The 16,095-nt window shown below is 71.6% G+C and carries 17 protein-coding genes; 10 read left to right on the forward strand and 7 right to left on the reverse strand.

Annotated features, from left to right (window positions below):
* Nucleotides 1–5 precede the first annotated feature (5 nt).
* The 4 genes from IE145_RS11530 to IE145_RS11545 all read left to right on the forward strand — a co-directional run bounded on the left by IE145_RS11530 (nt 6) and on the right by IE145_RS11545 (nt 2,110).
* Nucleotides 6–608 (forward strand): 4Fe-4S dicluster domain-containing protein, encoded by a 603-nt coding sequence (locus IE145_RS11530; protein ID WP_044371306.1) that lies wholly within the window; start codon nt 6–8, stop codon nt 606–608.
* On the forward strand, nt 605–1,432 hold the full coding sequence (locus tag IE145_RS11535) for a Rieske (2Fe-2S) protein (RefSeq protein WP_189520818.1): 828 nt from the start codon (nt 605–607) through the stop codon (nt 1,430–1,432). The genes IE145_RS11530 and IE145_RS11535 overlap by 4 nt, the downstream gene beginning before the upstream one ends.
* Nucleotides 1,429–1,824, forward strand: coding sequence for a hypothetical protein (locus tag IE145_RS11540; RefSeq protein WP_189520819.1), 396 nt, complete (start codon nt 1,429–1,431; stop codon nt 1,822–1,824). Before IE145_RS11535 ends, IE145_RS11540 begins: the two co-directional genes overlap by 4 nt.
* 61 nt (nt 1,825–1,885) lie before the next feature.
* A complete protein-coding gene (locus IE145_RS11545) occupies nt 1,886–2,110 on the forward strand; it encodes a hypothetical protein (protein ID WP_006125294.1) in 225 nt (74 codons plus the stop codon).
* 16 nt (nt 2,111–2,126) lie between these two features.
* Here the strand turns inward: IE145_RS11545 and mscL are convergent, their stop codons facing one another.
* The 6 genes from mscL to IE145_RS11575 all read right to left on the reverse strand — a co-directional run bounded on the left by mscL (nt 2,127) and on the right by IE145_RS11575 (nt 8,193).
* Complete coding sequence (gene mscL, locus IE145_RS11550; protein WP_189520820.1) at nt 2,127–2,660, reverse strand: large conductance mechanosensitive channel protein MscL; 534 nt, start codon at nt 2,658–2,660, stop codon at nt 2,127–2,129.
* A 113-nt stretch (nt 2,661–2,773) separates the two neighbouring features.
* Nucleotides 2,774–3,331: a hypothetical protein gene (locus tag IE145_RS11555; RefSeq protein ID WP_189520821.1), complete on the reverse strand. Its 558-nt coding sequence runs from the start codon at nt 3,329–3,331 to the stop codon at nt 2,774–2,776.
* Between the two features lie 203 nt (nt 3,332–3,534).
* Entirely contained in the window at nt 3,535–4,425 is an 891-nt protein-coding gene (locus IE145_RS11560) for an S-methyl-5'-thioadenosine phosphorylase (RefSeq protein WP_189520822.1), read from the reverse strand.
* Nucleotides 4,426–4,542: 117 nt separating this feature from the next.
* Nucleotides 4,543–4,887 (reverse strand): FmdB family zinc ribbon protein, encoded by a 345-nt coding sequence (locus IE145_RS11565; protein WP_189520823.1) that lies wholly within the window; start codon nt 4,885–4,887, stop codon nt 4,543–4,545.
* A 66-nt stretch (nt 4,888–4,953) separates the two neighbouring features.
* A complete protein-coding gene (locus IE145_RS11570) occupies nt 4,954–6,234 on the reverse strand; it encodes an MFS transporter (protein ID WP_189520824.1) in 1,281 nt (426 codons plus the stop codon).
* A gap of 366 nt (nt 6,235–6,600) precedes the next feature.
* Entirely contained in the window at nt 6,601–8,193 is a 1,593-nt protein-coding gene (locus tag IE145_RS11575; RefSeq protein WP_229825510.1) for a potassium/proton antiporter, read from the reverse strand.
* A 278-nt stretch (nt 8,194–8,471) separates the two neighbouring features.
* Here IE145_RS11575 and IE145_RS11580 point away from each other — a divergent pair, with 278 nt between their 5' ends.
* On the forward strand, nt 8,472–11,216 hold the full coding sequence (locus IE145_RS11580) for a penicillin acylase family protein (protein ID WP_189520825.1): 2,745 nt from the start codon (nt 8,472–8,474) through the stop codon (nt 11,214–11,216).
* A 3-nt stretch (nt 11,217–11,219) separates the two neighbouring features.
* On the opposite strand, the gene IE145_RS11585 is transcribed toward IE145_RS11580, so the two are convergent.
* On the reverse strand, nt 11,220–11,831 hold the full coding sequence (locus tag IE145_RS11585) for a 5-formyltetrahydrofolate cyclo-ligase (RefSeq protein WP_189520826.1): 612 nt from the start codon (nt 11,829–11,831) through the stop codon (nt 11,220–11,222).
* Between the two features lie 93 nt (nt 11,832–11,924).
* Here IE145_RS11585 and galU point away from each other — a divergent pair, with 93 nt between their 5' ends.
* From galU to IE145_RS11610, 5 genes are all read left to right on the forward strand, one after another.
* The gene (gene galU / locus IE145_RS11590) at nt 11,925–12,827 is read left to right on the forward strand and encodes a UTP--glucose-1-phosphate uridylyltransferase GalU (RefSeq protein ID WP_189520827.1); all 903 of its coding nucleotides are present in this window, start codon (nt 11,925–11,927) and stop codon (nt 12,825–12,827) included.
* Nucleotides 12,828–12,831: 4 nt separating this feature from the next.
* The gene (gene glp / locus IE145_RS11595) at nt 12,832–14,142 is read left to right on the forward strand and encodes a molybdotransferase-like divisome protein Glp (protein ID WP_189520828.1); all 1,311 of its coding nucleotides are present in this window, start codon (nt 12,832–12,834) and stop codon (nt 14,140–14,142) included.
* A 99-nt stretch (nt 14,143–14,241) separates the two neighbouring features.
* The gene (moaC, locus tag IE145_RS11600) at nt 14,242–14,751 is read left to right on the forward strand and encodes a cyclic pyranopterin monophosphate synthase MoaC (protein ID WP_189520829.1); all 510 of its coding nucleotides are present in this window, start codon (nt 14,242–14,244) and stop codon (nt 14,749–14,751) included.
* A complete protein-coding gene (locus tag IE145_RS11605; protein ID WP_189520830.1) occupies nt 14,748–15,323 on the forward strand; it encodes a MogA/MoaB family molybdenum cofactor biosynthesis protein in 576 nt (191 codons plus the stop codon). Before moaC ends, IE145_RS11605 begins: the two co-directional genes overlap by 4 nt.
* A gap of 17 nt (nt 15,324–15,340) precedes the next feature.
* Entirely contained in the window at nt 15,341–15,970 is a 630-nt protein-coding gene (locus IE145_RS11610; protein ID WP_189520831.1) for a GNAT family N-acetyltransferase, read from the forward strand.
* Nucleotides 15,971–16,095 lie beyond the last annotated feature (125 nt).

Raw genomic sequence — 16,095 nt, forward strand, 5'->3', positions numbered from 1 at the left:
GGCCCATGATGGGCAGAACGATCTTCATCGACCCGGGGCGCTGCATCGGCTGCCAGGCCTGTGTCTCCGCCTGCCGCGAATGCGATTCGCACCGGGGCAAATCGATGATCCACCTCGACTACACCGACGAGGGCCGGTCCGTCGCCTCCCTTCCGACCGTCTGCATGCACTGCGAGGACCCGGTCGCGCCGTGCGCCGAGGTCTGTCCCGCCGACGCGATCCTGGTGACAGCGGACGGTGTGGTGCAGCAGGCCGACACCACCCGCTGCATCGGCTGCTCCAACTGCGTCAACGCCTGCCCCTTCGGCGTACCGAAGATCGACCTCCAGGCCAAGCTCCAGATGAAGTGCAACCTCTGCTACGACCGCACCGCCTACGGCCTCGCCCCCATGTGCGCCACCGTCTGCCCGACCGGAGCGCTCTTCTACGGCACCGTCGAGGAGCTCCAGGCGGAGCGCCCCGGCGTCCAGGTCGCCGACACCTTCGTCTTCGGCGAGACCGAGGTCCGCACCGGCGTGGCCATGGTCGTCCCCGCCGAACGGGTCCAGTGGCCGGTCCCCGGCGGTCTTCCCGTCGTCGAGATCAACGGGAAGGACGTCCGCCGATGAGCGTCACCGACCGGTCGTCGGCCGGCGAGCACCCCGCCGGGGGAGACCCGCGCGAGGCGCTCCAGGACCGGATCGCCGCCGACTCCCTCACCACCCGCCGGGACTACCTCCGGATCGTCACCACCGTCTCCGGCGGACTCGCCGTCGGCGGTATCGGAGTGGCCGCGGGCATCCTCCACCGCCACGGCGACGGCGAGGAGGGCAAGGCCCCCGAGCCGAAGCGCATCGCCGGCGGGCTGCTGCCCGGCGAGTCGATCGCCTTCCGCTACCCCGGCGAGGAGGACCGGGCCGTCGCCGTCCGCCTCGACGACGGCACCCTCGTCGGCTACTCCGCCGTCTGCACCCACCTCGCCTGCGCCGTGCTCTGGCGCAAGGACCGGGGCACCGAGGGCGAGCTGTACTGCCCGTGCCACGAGGGAGTCTTCGACGCCCGGTCCGGCGAGGTCACCGCGGGCCCGCCGCCGCGCGGGCTGCCCAAGGTCGTGGTCGTCGAGCAGGACGACGGAAGCGTCTGGGCCGTGGGGACCACCCGGTCCGGCGAGAGCGTCGAGGAGGGTCTCTGCCGCCAGCTCGGCGGTGAGCGCCCCGACCTCGCGGCCCGTATCGGCTGCCCGGGCATCGACGGTGGAGCCGAGTCCCCGCCCCGGGCCGCCGGGCCACGCGCCCGGAGCCGGACCACCGGTGAACGGCCCGGACCTCGGGCCGACGACGCTCCCCGGACCGGCGACACCCCTCGGGCCGGCGGCGTACCCCGGACCGGCGGAGCGGCCCGGACCACCGGTGCCGTGTCCGCCACCGTCGAGAACCCGGGCGGGCGGGCATGAGCGACTCCCCGCGCCCCGAGCAGCCGCTGCCGCCCCCGGGTAGCCACTACCCGGCCTACCACCCCGGCAGCGCCGACCCCGAGCTGAACCGGCCCGTCCACGAGCGGTACCCACAGATCCGCCCCACCAGCGGATACGGGGATCCCCGCGTCCGGCACACCGGCCCCGGACCCGGCGCGGGCACCGACCAGAGCCCCGAGCGCTCCTCGAAGCTGACCGCCCGCCTCGCCCTGGCCATGACCGTCGTCATCGGCCAGCTCTGGGGGCTCACGGTCCTGATCGACGAGTGGATGGAGGGCAACACCGGCACGGCCTGGTGGGGGGCCGGCTTCCTCTGCCTGTCGTTCCTCGTCGTGCTCGGCCTCTGGCTCCTCGACCCGAAGGACCGCTGACCCCCGCCGCCCGGCCCCTCGGCGGCTCACCCCCCGCGGTGAGCCGCCGTACCCTGGAGACATGAGCGCCGCCCCCGCCCCCAGCCCGCGTGATGCGAAGCAGCAGCAGCCACAGGAGCAGCCGCACCGGGAACCGAAGCCCAAGCCGGTTCTGATCTTCGACGATCCGCTGGACCGGCAGTCCGCGGACGATACGGACCAGGGGTGGGGTGAGCGGCCTCCGGCAGGCAACAGCGCCGCGGACCTCGCGCGCTTCCTGGACGAGAAGCCGCCCCACCACATCTGAGCGGTCGCCCGGAGGGCTACCGGCCCTCGCGCGGACCGGCAGCGGTCCCGTCGGCCCCGCCCGAGCCGTCGCCCGCACCCGGCCCCGGCGCGCCCCCGGTGCGCTGCGCGACCAAAGCGTCGCGGATCTCCTTCAGCACCTCCAGCTCGCTCACCTCGATCGTCTCCCGCACGCCTTCCTTGGCGGCCTGCATCGCGGCCCGCCTGGCCAGATACTTGGCCATCGGAAGCACCATCAGGAAGTACACGACGGCGGCGGTGATCAGGAAGCTGAGGGTGGCGCTGAGCACCGAGCCCCACAGGATCTCGATCCCGTCCATCTCCCCGGTCTTCGGGTCCGTGGTGCACGGGCCCTGGAGGCAGGAGCTGTAGTTGTCCAGGTCCTGCGTGCCGAACGCGCCGACCAGGGGGTTGATGATGCCCTTGACGACCGCGTTCACGATGTTGGTGAAGGCGGCACCGATGACGACAGCCACCGCGAGGTCGATCACATTGCCGCGCATCAGGAAGGCCTTGAAGCCCTCCAGCAGACTGACCTTCTTCTCGCTCACGGACGAGCCTTCTTTCGCATGGACGGTGAGGGAAGCGAACTGCTTCACCACCCAAGGCGGTTGAAGGCGACACTGTCCAATCCTCTGAGGCCCACGGGGTCGGTGGCAGAACGTCAGTGCGCATCGGACACCGCCACGGCCAGCCGCCCCGAAGTGCCCGCGCCGAGCAGCGCCGTCGCCGTCGGCCGCTCCACGGACAACACCACCAGCGCCCCGGCCCCCGTATCGGCACCGTCCGCCAGGCGGCCGCCGGCCCCCGTGGACGCGGGCGGCACCTTCGCCACCCGTGCTCCTCGGGCCACCACGCGCGCGTCGCCGCCGCCCGCAGCGCCCACCGCGATCACATCGACCCGGTCTCCCGGCCGCAGCAGCCGTACCGTCTCCGGATCCGCGATCCGGACCGGCGCGGAGACCAGCCGCACCGGCGCCCGGCCCGCCCCCGGCGGATCGTCCGGCGGGCCGGCCCCGCCGTCGGCGCTGCTCAGGCCAGTGGTGGCCAGCGCGGCCCCCGCCAGCGCGAGCCCCGCGGCCGCCGCACGCCGTTGTCGGCGCAGCATCCGCCGCAGCCGGTCCGCGCCACCGCCCCGCACCCGCAGGGGGCCGAACGGTCCCACCCCGCACGGCGCGGGCACCGGGGCAGGACAGGAGAGGGGAGAGGAAGAAGTGGACATGGCACCACCTGGGATCAGTGCGGACGAGCGCAGGGAAAGGCGCAAGGGAAAGGGGAGCCCGGACCGGTGCGACCCGGCCGGACTCCCCTCACTTTCCACCGTTCCAGCAGATCCCGCTGGGCCCTGTGGACAGCTCCCGCACTGTGGACAACTCCGTCACCCGATCCGGTGAGCCCGCTCTGCCCGAGCGGCGGTCGTCCCCGCTACGGCAGCGTGATCCCGGTGTCGAGCCCGTCCAGCGCGTGGGCGCACGTGCAGTTGCGGCTCTCGTTCTTCGGCAGCCCGGCCACCGCGTCGAACAGCACCGAGCGCAGCCGGTCCACATTGGCCGCGAACACCTGGAGCACCTCCTCGTGCGAGACGCCCTCGCCCGCCTCGGCCCCCGCGTCCAGGTCGGTCACCAGGGTCATCGTGGTGTAGCAGAGCCCCAGTTCCCGGGCGAGGACCGCCTCCGGGTGCCCGGTCATGCCCACGACGGACCAGCCCATCGCCGCGTGCCAGCGCGACTCCGCGCGGGTCGAGAACCGCGGGCCCTCGACCACCACCAGGGTGCCTCCGTCCACCGGCTCCCAGTCCCGTCCGCGGGCCGCCGCGAGCGCGGCCTTGCGGCCCTCGGGGCAGTACGGGTCGGCGAAGCCCAGGTGGACGACGTTCGGCACGGTTCCGTCGGCCCGGGTCTCACCGTCGTAATAGGTCTGCACCCGGGCCTTCGTGCGGTCCACCAGCTGGTCGGGGACGAGCAGGGTGCCCGGCCCGAACTCCGGCCGCAGCCCGCCCACCGCGCACGGCCCGAGCACCTGCCGGACCCCGACGGAGCGCAGCGCCCAGAGGTTGGCCCGGTAGTTGATGCGGTGCGGCGGCAGGTGGTGGCCGCGTCCGTGGCGGGGCAGGAAGGCCACCCGGCGGCCGGCGAGCTCGCCGAGGAAGACCGAGTCGCTCGGCTTGCCGTAAGGGGTGTCCACGGCGACCTCGGTGACGTCCTCCAGGAAGGAGTAGAAACCCGAGCCGCCGATGACACCGATCTCCGCGGACCCCTCGGCCCCCGCCGTGCCCGTACCCGTACCGGAGTTCGTTTCCGTATGTGCGTTCACCATGCGGTCACCGTATCCGCAGGGGCGCCGGCCCGGGGAAACGCCCGGACCCCGCCGAGCTGTCTCGGCGGGGTCCGGTGAAAAGCAGGTGGGGCGAAAGCAGACGGGGCGTACGCGGGCTCAGGCGGCCGACGTACCGCTCGACGACGAGGCCGGCGCGGGGGCCGACGACGAGGCGGAGGCGGACGACGAGGCGCTCGACTTCGTGTCCGAGCCCGTCGACGACGAGGACGAACCCGAGTCGGACGACTTCGAGGACGACGACGCCGGCGTGCTGCTCGACGAGGAGCCGCGGCTGTCGTTCCGGTAGAAACCGGAACCCTTGAAGACGATGCCGACCGCGGAGAACACCTTCTTGAGGCGTCCGTCGCAGCTCGGGCATACGGTCAGGGCGTCATCGGTGAACTTCTGCACCGCCTCAAGGCCCTCGCCGCACTCGGTGCACTGGTACTGATAGGTCGGCACTTGCTCCTCCTGGCACTCTCACTCAATGAGTGCTAACGACGCTCCATACTGACGTATTCCGTCGGATCAGTCCACCGTGACCGGCTCGCGGTGACCGATCCCACGTGCGACCGTGCGTCCCTGGGACCTCGGAGTCAGCCGGGAGCGCAGGGCGAGCAGGGTCATCAGGGCCAGTGCGGTTCCGGCCAGGGGGACCAGGAAGCCGGTGCTCGCGCCGTGGGCGTCGGCGAGTCGGCCCGCCACGGTGACGGCCGCCGCCTGGCCGAGCGCCACCGCACCCGTCAGCCAGGTGAAGGCCTCGGTCCGGGCGGTGGCGGGAACCAGCGCCTCGACCAGGGTGTAGCCGCTGATCAGGGCCGGGGCGATGCAGAGGCCGACCAGCAGGCCGAGTCCGGCCAGCAGCGGCACCGAGTGCACGGCCCACAGGCCGGACGCTGTCAGGGTCAGCGCCACGTACCCGACGATCAGGCGGCGGCGCGGGCTGCTCTTCCAGGCGATGGCACCGCAGGCGATGCCCGCCAGCATGTTGCCCGCCGCGAAGATCCCGTAGAGGACCCCGTTGACCCCTGGGTGGCCGATCTCCTCGGAGAACGCGGTCAGCGAGACCTGCATCCCGCCGAAGACCGCGCCGATGCCCAGGAAGGTGACGGCCAGGACGCGCACGCCAGGAACGGAGAGCGCCGAGGCGTGCGGTTCGGCGGCGGTGGCCTTGGCGCGCGGGGCGGGCTGGGTGGCGCGCTGCGCGGCGAAGAGGAGGCCGCCGACCAGCGTCAGGGCGGCCTCCGCGATCAGGCCGGCCGCCGGGTGCACGCCGGTGCACAGCGCGGTGGCGATCACCGGGCCCAGGACGAACGTGAACTCGTCCGTCACCGACTCGAACGCGGCCGCGGTGGACATCAGCGGAGAGGCGGGCCGGTCGGGGGTCGCCCCCAGCATCGCCGCCCAGCGGGCCCGCACCATGGGGCCGATCTGCGGGATCGACGCACCGGTCGGCACGGCGGCGGCGAACAGCGCCCACAGGGGCGCGTCCGCCAGCGCCAGCACGGTCAGGGCGCTCACCGAGACGGCGTGGAGCAGGACCCCGGGCACCAGGACGGCACGCTGGCCGAACCGGTCGGCGAGTTTGCCGCTCTGCGGGGCGAACAGTGCCATGGAGACACCGGAGACCGCCGCGACGGCGCCCGCGCTGCCGTACGAGCCGGTCGTGTGCTGCACGAGGAGGACGATGCCGATGGTGAGCATCGCGAAGGGCTGCCGTGCGGCGAAGCCGGGGAGGAGGAAGGTCCACGCACCGGGGGTGCGCAGCAGTTGCCCGTATCCGGGGCGGTCGGAGACCGTGGTCGCCACGGTCCTTGCCTTTCTGCCGCCTGGTGGCACTGCTTCCCGGCGCCTTTGTGGGGCGGGCCGGACGGAAGCGGCCGAGAGCTGTCCTCTTCGCGCGGAACTGCGGTAGATGCCGGGCGACTCGCTGCCATCGGCGAAGAAACGCCGGGCGAAGAGGCACCACGACCGCCATACGGTCGCGCCAGCTCTGCATCAGACAGAGTTGGTCGATCAGGTTTGCCTTCATGGTACAGGCAGGAATCCCTGTGCACCTGCGATTGCGCACGGGGCTTCCGTATCAGCCTGTGATCTACGACGCGTTCGTCGCGGGTCGCCTGTGTTGTCACCTCTAAGAGGCCCGGGACTCAAGAGGCCCGGGACCCAGGAGGCTCAGTGGCGGGTTTTCGTGCCGCCGCCGGCACCGCCGCTCCCGTTGACGCCGGTACGGGTGCCGGCACCGGCACCTCCGAGCTTCTTGGCCAGTTTCATCGCCTGGGGGATGGCCGACCCGCCCTGCGGGCCCTTGACGCCGGGGCTCCGGGAGGCGGGAGATCCGCCCGTGCCCAGCCAGCCCGCCAGCTTGCCGCCCTCGGCGACCGCCCGCAGGCGTTCCTCCACCCGGTCGCGCACCGGGTCGGTGGCCACCACCAGCAGCTCGTCGCCGCGCCGCAGGACCGTCGCCGGGGACGGCACGAAGCTCTGGTTCTCCCGGACCACCAGCGTGACGGCGGCCCCGGCCGGGAGCCGGAGCTCGCCGACCTCGACACCGTGCATCTTCGACTTCGTGGGGACGGCGACCGACAGCAGATGGCCGCGCAGCCGCTCCAGCGGGGCCGACTCGATGCCCAGGTCGTCGGCCTCGGCCGGGTCCTCGGCGATGTTCAGCTTGTTCGCGACCCAGGGCAGCGTCGGGCCCTGGATCAGGGTGTAGACGATGACCAGGATGAAGACGATGTTGAAGATGCGCGTACTGCCCTCCACCCCGGACACCATGGGAATGGTCGCCAGGATGATGGGCACCGCCCCGCGCAGCCCGGCCCAGGACATGAGGATCTTCTCGCGGGCCGGCAGCCGGAACGGCGCGAGGCTCAGGAAGACCGATACCGGCCGCGCCACCATGGTCAGCACCAGGCCCACCGCGACGGCCGGCCAGAAGTCGTCGACCAGGTCGTGCGGGGTGACCAGCAGGCCGAGCAGCACGAACATGCCGATCTGGGCCAGCCAGCCGAGCCCGTCGGCGAAACCGCGCGTGGCGGGCCAGTGGGGCAGCTTGGAGTTGCCGAGGATCATCGCGGCCAGGTAGACGGCGAGGAACCCGGAGCCGTGGGCCATGGCGCCCGCCGCGTACGCCGAGACGGCGATGGCCATCACGGCGATCGGGTAGAGACCGGAGGCGGGCAGGGCGACGTGCCGCAGCCCCAGGGAGCCCAGCCAGCCCACCGTGACGCCGATCGTGGCGCCGATGGCCAGCTCCATCGCGATCTCCGCGACCAGGACGTACCAGTGCTCGACCGGGCCGACCGCGGAGAACGCCACGACCAGGATGACGACGGGAGCGTCGTTGAAGCCGGACTCGGCCTCGAGGAGACCCGTGATCCGGGGCGGCAGGGGCACCCTGCGCAGCACGGAGAAGACGGCCGCGGCGTCGGTCGAGGAGACGACCGCTCCGATGATGAGCGCCTGGCGCCAGTCCAGGCCGACGAGATAGTGCGCGGCCGAGGCGGTGATGCCCACGCTGATCGCGACACCGATGGTGGAGACCACCGCGGCTGCGGGCAGGACGGGTCTGACCTCTTTCCACTTCGCCCCGAGTCCGCCCTCGGCCAGGATGACGACCAGGGCGGCGTAGCCGATCACCTGCGTCAGCTCGGCGTTGTCGAACTTGACGTCGAAAATGCCGTCCTGCCCCAGGGCGATCCCGATGCCGAGATACAGGAGCAGGCTGGGGAGCCCGCTGCGCGAGGAGATCCGTACCGCCACCACGGCGACGAGCAGGACGAGCGAGCAGACGAGCAGGAGTTCGTTGAGCGCGTGGACAGTCAGGGTCCGTTCCTTCCCTGCGTGCGCCTGCCGGATCGGCCCCCGGCAGCCAAGTACTTCGTTACCTTACCTAATCGTTAACGATTCCTTGACGGCTTCGAGTGTTCGTGCGAGGAAGACGCAAATGGATGCATCCCTATACCGCGTCCGAGTGGCTTCTCCGCTGCGCCTATGGTTGCTCCTGCACTCCCAGGACCACCCTGCCCCCTCGAAGGACAGCGATGCCCGCCAACACAACCGACTCTTCCGGCCCTTCCGAAGCGAAGAAGCCCGGCAGGAAGAAGGGGCGACGCGCCCGCCTGATCGTGCTCGTCCTGGTGCTGGCGCTCGTCGCGGGTGTCGGGTACGGGGCGTACTGGTCCGTCTCCACCGTGCGGGCGTCGTACCCGCAGACCACCGGGTCGATAACGCTCGACGGCCTTTCCGGCGACGTCGAGGTCAAACGCGACTCCTACGGTATTCCGCAGATCTACGCGGACTCCGACGCCGACCTCTTCCGCGCCCAGGGCTTCGTCCAGGCCCAGGACCGCTTCTGGGAGATGGACGTCCGGCGCCACATGACGTCCGGCCGGCTCTCCGAGATGTTCGGTTCCGGGCAGGTGGAGACCGACTCCTTCCTCCGTACGCTCGGCTGGCGGCAGGTGGCACAGAAGGAGTACGACGAGGTGCTCGACGAGAGCACCAAGAAGAACCTCCAGGCGTACGCGGAGGGCGTCAACGCGTATCTGAAGGGCAAGGAAGGCCGGGACATCTCGGTCGAGTACGCGGCGCTGGGCCTGACCAACGACTACAAGCCCGGTGAGTGGACCCCCGTCGACTCGGTGGCCTGGCTCAAGGCGATGGCCTGGGACCTGCGCGGCAACATGCAGGACGAGATCGACCGTTCGCTGCTGACCAGCCGCCTCGACCAGGACCAGATCGAGGACCTGTACCCCGGCTACCCGTACAAGCAGCACAAGCCGATCGTCGAGCAGGGCGCGATCTCGCCGGTGACCGGGAAGTTCGACCCCGAGGCGACCCCGGCGGACACCATCGGCTCGGCGACTCCGCAGGGCGCAGGCGAGGGCCTGACGACCCAGCTCGCCGCGCTCTCCGACACCCTCGACGAGATCCCGGCGCTGCTCGGCCCGAACGGCAACGGCATCGGCTCGAACTCCTGGGTCGTCGGCGGCGCGCACACGACGTCCGGCAAGGCGCTCCTCGCGAACGACCCGCACCTCGCGCCGATGCTGCCCTCGCTCTGGTACCAGATGGGCCTGCACTGCCGGAAGCTCTCGGCGACCTGCCAGTACGACACGGCCGGCTACACCTTCTCCGGCATGCCCGGTGTGATCATCGGCCACAACCAGGACATCGCCTGGGGGCTGACCAACCTGGGCGCCGACGTCACCGACCTCTTCCTGGAGAAGGTCTCCGACGACGGCTACCTGTACGACGGCGCGACCAAGCCGTTCAAGACCCGCGAGGAGACCATCAAGGTCGCGGGCGGCCGGGACCGGACGATCACCGTCCGCGAGACCAACAACGGGCCTCTGGTCTCCGACCGCAGCAAGGAACTGGACAAGGTCGGCCAGAAGGCCCCCGTCAGCAACGCCGCCCCCGACCGGGCCGACGGCTACGCGGTGGCGCTGAAGTGGACCGCGCTCCAGCCCGGCAAGTCCATGGACGCCGTCTTCGCGATCAACCGGGCCAAGGACTTCACGACCTTCCGGGCCGCCGCCCGGAACTTCGAGGTCCCCTCGCAGAACCTCATCTACGCCGACACCGAGGGCAACATCGGCTACCAGGCCCCGGGGAAGATCCCGGTCCGCTCCGCGGGCTTCGACGGTACGGCCCCGGCGCCGGGCTGGGACCCGAAGTACGCGTGGAAGGGCTACATCCCCTTCGACGAGCTGCCCTACGAGTACAACCCGGACCGCGGCTACATCGTCACGGCCAACCAGGCCGTCATCGACGAGGAGAAGTACCCGCACCTCCTGACCAAGGACTGGGGTTACGGCGCGCGCAGCCAGCGGATCAACGACCTCCTCGCCCAGAAGATCAAGGGCGGCGAGAAGGTCTCGACCGATGACATGCAGAAGATGCAGATGGACAACTTCAGCGAGATCGCCGCGCTGCTGGTGCCCGAGCTGAAGAAGATCAACATCTCCGACCCGAGTGTCCGCGAGGCCCAGAAGCTGCTGGACGGCTGGGACTACGCCCAGGAGTCCGACTCGGCCGCCGCCGCGTACTTCAACGGTGTCTGGCGCAACATCCTGAAGCTCGCCTTCGGCAACAAGCTGCCCAAGGAGATGCGCGTCAAGGGCGACTGCATCTATGTGCCGCCCGCCAAGAACAGCGGCCCGGCCGACCAGCAGAGGAAGCTCGTCCGCGAGTGCGGCCAGCGCGACGGCGACACTGCGCAGCCGGACGGCGGCGACCGCTGGTTCCAGGTGGTCCGCGAGATCGTGGGCGACCAGGACAACGCGTGGTGGAAGGCGCCCGCCCGGGGCCGCGAGGCTGCCCTGGAGAGCCGGGACGACCTGTTCGCCCGGGCGATGGAGGACGCCCGCTGGGAGCTGACCTCCAAGCTCGGCAAGAACATCTCCACCTGGAGCTGGGGCCGGCTGCACCGGCTCACGCTGACGAACCAGACGCTCGGCACCGAGGGCCCCGGCCTGCTCCAGCGGGCGCTCAACCGCGGCCCCTGGAACCTCGGCGGCGGCGAGGCAGCGGTCAACGCCACCGGCTGGAACGCGGCCGGCGGCTACGAGGTCGTCTGGGTGCCGTCGATGCGGATGGTCGTCAACGTCGGCGACTGGGACAAGTCCCGCTGGATCAACCTCAGCGGGGCCTCCGGGCACGCGTTCAACGCGCACTACACCGACCAGACCGACAAGTGGGTCGACGGTGAACTGCTCGACTGGTCCTTCGGGAACGAAGCGGTCGACGCGTCCACGGTCGACACGCTGACGCTGAAGCCGTAGGCCCTACAGAGGGTCCGCGAAGCGCCGCGCTCCGGCCGGTGTGACGACGGCGTCCACGGGGTGGTCGTGCGGTTCCGACGGGACCCGCGCGACCACCTCGTTCTCGTACAGGAGCACGAGGAGCGACGGGTGCGCCCCGGCGGCCGTCAGCCGGGCCAGCACCCGGTCGTAGCTGCCGCCGCCCCGCCCCAGCCGCATCCCGGCCCCGTCCACCGCCAGTCCGGGCAGCAGTACCGCGTCGGCGGCGAGGACGGCGTCGGGGCCCAGGCGCGGTCCGTCCGGCTCCAGGAGCCCCCGTCCGGCCGGGAGCAGGTGCGCCGGTCCCTCGTAGGCCGCCCAGTCCAGGTCGTTGTCGGTCAGGAGGACCGGCAGCAGCACGCGCACGCCGCGGCCGCGCAGCGCTTCCAGGAGGGCGCGGGTGCCCGGTTCACGGCCGACGGAGACATACGCGGCGACCGTACGGGCGTCGGCCAGTTCGGGGAGACGCAGCGCGGCGTCGGCGAGAACCGCGGCGGCCCGGAGAGCGTCCTCCTTCGTCAGGAGGGCCCTGGCGGCGAGCAGTTCGCGCCGCAAGGGGCCCTTCGCGGACGTCTTTCCGGACTTGTCGGTGTTCATTGGTGACTCGCACGATTCTCGTATGGGCATATTTAAGGACGAAGTTAACCGGAATATCAGCTTCCGGCCGTGTGCACCCGTTAAGGTCGGCACATGACTCAGTCGCCCTCCAGGATCAGCAAGGCCGTCATCCCGGCAGCAGGTCTCGGCACCCGGTTCCTGCCCGCCACGAAGGCCACTCCGAAGGAGATGCTGCCTGTCGTCGACAAGCCGGCCATCCAGTATGTCGTCGAGGAAGCCGTGGCAGCGGGCCTCTCCGACGTACTGATGATCACCGGTCGCAACAAGCGGCCCCTGGAGGACCACTTCGACCGCAACTACGAGCTGGAGTCCGCGCTCACCCGCAAGGGCGACGCCGAACGCCTCGCCAAGGTCCAGGAGTCCAGCGACCTGGCCACCATGCACTACGTGCGCCAGGGAGACCCCCGCGGTCTCGGGCACGCCGTGCTGTGCGCCGCCCCGCACGTGGGTGACCAGCCCTTCGCGGTGCTTCTCGGCGACGACCTGATCGACCCGCGCGACGCGCTGCTGGCCCGGATGGTCGAGGTCCAGGAGCGAGAGGGCGGCAGCGTCATCGCGCTGATGGAGGTCGACCCCGCGCAGATCCACCTGTACGGCTGCGCCGCCGCGGACGCCACCGTCGACAGCGACGTCGTCCGCGTCACCGACCTGGTCGAGAAGCCCGACGCGGCCGACGCCCCCAGCAACCTCGCCATCATCGGGCGGTACGTCCTGGACCCCGCGGTCTTCGGCATACTGCGACACACCGAGCCGGGCCGCGGCGGCGAGATCCAGCTCACCGACGCGCTCCAGCTGCTCGCCGCGGACGAGAAGATCGGCGGTCCCGTGCACGGCGTCGTCTTCAAGGGCCGCCGCTATGACACCGGCGACCGCAGCGACTATCTGCGCGCCATTGTCAGACTGGCGTGCGAACGTGAAGACCTGGGGCCGGACTTCCGGACCTGGCTGCGCAAGTACGTCGCTGAGGAGATGTAACCCCGTGAGCAGCACGATCTGGTCGGTCGACGAGCATCTGGACGACATCCTCGCCTCGGTGAGGCCGCTGGAGCCCATCGAGCTGCAGCTGCCCGACGCCCAGGGCTGCGTCCTCGTCAAGGACGTCGTCGTGGAGGTGGCCCTGCCGCCCTTCGACAACAGCTCCATGGACGGTTACGCGGTCCGCGTCGCCGATGTCGAGGGCGCCAGCGAGGAGTTCCCCGCGGTCCTCACCGTCATCGGTGACGTCGCCGCGGGCAGCGCGGGGCTCGCCGACGACCAGGTCGTGGGACCGGGACAGGCCGCCCGCATCATGACGGGCGCCCCGCTGCCCGCCGGTGCGGAGGCCGTGGTCCCGGTCGAGTGGACGGACGGCGGTACGGGCGAGGGCCCGGCCGACGGGATGCGCGCCCACGCCGACGCGCCGGAGGGCGCCACCGGCGAGGTCCGCGTCCACCGCCCGGTCACGGCGGGCGCGCACGTGCGCAAGCGCGGCAGCGACGTCCAGCCGGGCGAGCCGGCCCTGGCGGCCGGATCGGTCGTCGGCCCGCCGCAGATCGGCCTGCTCGCGGCGATCGGCTGCTCCACCGTGGTCGTACGGCCCCGCCCCCGCGTGGTCGTCCTGTCCACCGGCAGCGAACTGGTCCAGCCCGGCGAGGCGCTGACGGGCGGCCAGATCTACGACTCCAACAGCTTCGCGCTCACCGCCGCCGCCCGGGACGCCGGAGCCATCGCCTATCGCGTCGGCGCGGTCGCCGACGACGCCGAGACGCTGCGCGCCACCATCGAGGACCAGCTGATCCGCGCGGACATCGTCGTCACCACGGGCGGCGTCAGCGTCGGCGCGTACGACGTCGTCAAGGAGGCGCTGTCCTCCGTCGGCGACGCGGACGAGCCGGGCAGCGGGGTCGAGTTCCGCAAGCTCGCCATGCAGCCGGGCAAACCCCAGGGTTTCGGCTCGATCGGCCCGGACCACACCCCGCTGCTGGCCCTGCCGGGCAATCCGGTCTCCGCCTACGTCTCCTTCGAGCTGTTCGTCCGCCCCGCGATCCGCGCCCTGATGGGCCTGACCGATGTGCACCGCCCCACGGTCCGCGCCGAGCTCGGCTCCGACAAGGCGCTCACCTCGCCGGCCGGCCGCCGTCAGTTCCTGCGCGGCCGCTACGACGCGGAGGCGGGCACGGTCACCCCGGTCGGCGGTTCCGGTTCGCATCTGGTCGCCGCGCTGGCCCAGGCCGACGCGCTGATCGTGGTCCCCGAGGACGTCACCTCGGTCGAGCCCGGCACGGAGACGGACGTGGTCCTGCTCCGCTGACCGCCGCCCGGTGGCGGTACGGTATCTGCCGCCGTGCCTTCCGGAGGTCCCCCTCCGGGCCCGAGGCCCATCGGTGCCCCTACCGCTAGGCGGAGTGAGTTGAGTACGCAGAACAGGCTGACGCACATCGACGAGGCGGGCGCGGCCCGCATGGTCGACGTGTCGGCGAAGGACGTCACCACCCGCGTCGCCCGCGCGTCCGGCCGGGTGCTCGTCGCGCCGCGCGTGATCGAACTGCTGCGCGGCGAGGGGGTCCCCAAGGGCGACGCCCTCGCCACCGCCCGGATCGCCGGGATCATGGGGGCCAAGCGCACCCCGGACCTGATCCCGCTCTGCCACCCGCTGGCCGTCTCCGGTGTGAAGGTCGACCTGAGCGTGGCCGACGACGCGGTGGAGATCACGGCCACCGTGAAGACGACGGACCGCACGGGCGTCGAGATGGAGGCCCTGACGGCGGTGTCGGTGGCGGCCCTGACCGTCGTCGACATGATCAAGGCGGTCGACAAGAGCGCGGTCATCACCGACGTACGGGTCGAGGCGAAGTCGGGCGGCAAGTCCGGCGACTACCGGCGCACCGCACCGGCGGCACCGGCGGGACCGGACGCGTGACGCCGCCCGAGCAGACCGCGGCCCCCGGCCCCGAGCAGCCGGCGCGGGGACCGGAGCCCACCGGAGCCGCGCCGGGCGCTTCGTACCGCGCCCTCGTCGTCACCGCCTCCAACCGCGCCTCCGCCGGTGTGTACGCGGACAAGGGCGGCCCGCTGATCGCCGAGGCGCTGACCGGCCTCGGCTTCACGGTCGACGGCCCGCAGGTCGTCCCCGACGGTGACCCGGTCGAGGCGGCCCTGCGCGCGGGCGTCGCCGCCGGGTACGACGTGATCGTCACCACCGGCGGTACGGGCATCTCGCCCACCGACGCCACCCCCGAGGCCACCCGCCGCGTCCTCGACCACGAGATCCCCGGCATCCCGGAGGCGATCCGGGCCGAGGGCCTCGCCAAGGTCCCGACCGCGGCCCTCTCCCGGGGCCTCGCGGGCGTCGCGTCCCGCACCCTGATCGTCAACCTCCCCGGCTCCACCGGCGGGGTGAGGGACGGGCTCGCCGTCCTCGGCCGGCTCCTGGTGCACGCCGTCGACCAGCTCCGCGGCGGCGACCACCCCCGACCGGGGAGCCCGAGCTGAACATCGCGACCTGGCCGGTGACGCTGACCGACGGCGAGATCGTCCTGCGCCCGATAAAGATGCGGGACCAGCGGGTCTGGCGCGAGGTCAACCGGCGCAACCGCGACTGGCTGCGCCCCTGGGAGGCCACCGTCCCGCCGCCCGCTCCCGGCGGCCCGATCGCGCAGCGCCCCACGTACCGGCAGATGGTCCGCCACCTGCGCGCCGAGGCGAACGCGGGGCGGATGCTGCCCTTCGCCATCGAGTACGAGGGGCGGCTGGTCGGCCAGCTCACGGTCGCGGGGATCACCTGGGGCTCGATGTGTTCCGGGCATATCGGCTACTGGGTCGACCGGAGCGTCGCCGGGCGCGGAGTCATGCCGACGGCGGTGGCGCTCGCGGTGGACCACTGCTTCCGCACGGTGGGTCTGCACCGGATCGAAGTCTGCATTCGCCCGGAGAACGCGCCCAGCCGCAGAGTGGTGGAGAAACTCGGATTCCGCTCGGAGGGCGTGCGCCTGCGCTATCTCCACATCGACGGCGCCTGGCGCGACCACCTGATCTTCGCGCTCACCGCCGAGGAAGTGCCCGAGGGGATGCTCAGACGCTGGCGCCGGTCACGGCCCATGACGCCGGGAGGCCCCGGGCCGACCGAGGAAATAAAATAAGTGTTCGAATTTGATCGCTGGATGACCGCAATGGTTAGGGCTATCGGCGTCTGCTGATCCGAACCATCACAAAAAAAGTCCGTGATATCAGCCGGATCGTGCGACACACCGGGCCAATTGGCGGA

The organism is Streptomyces sindenensis (assembly GCF_014649035.1).
Taxonomy (GTDB): Bacteria; Actinomycetota; Actinomycetes; order Streptomycetales; family Streptomycetaceae; genus Streptomyces; species Streptomyces sindenensis.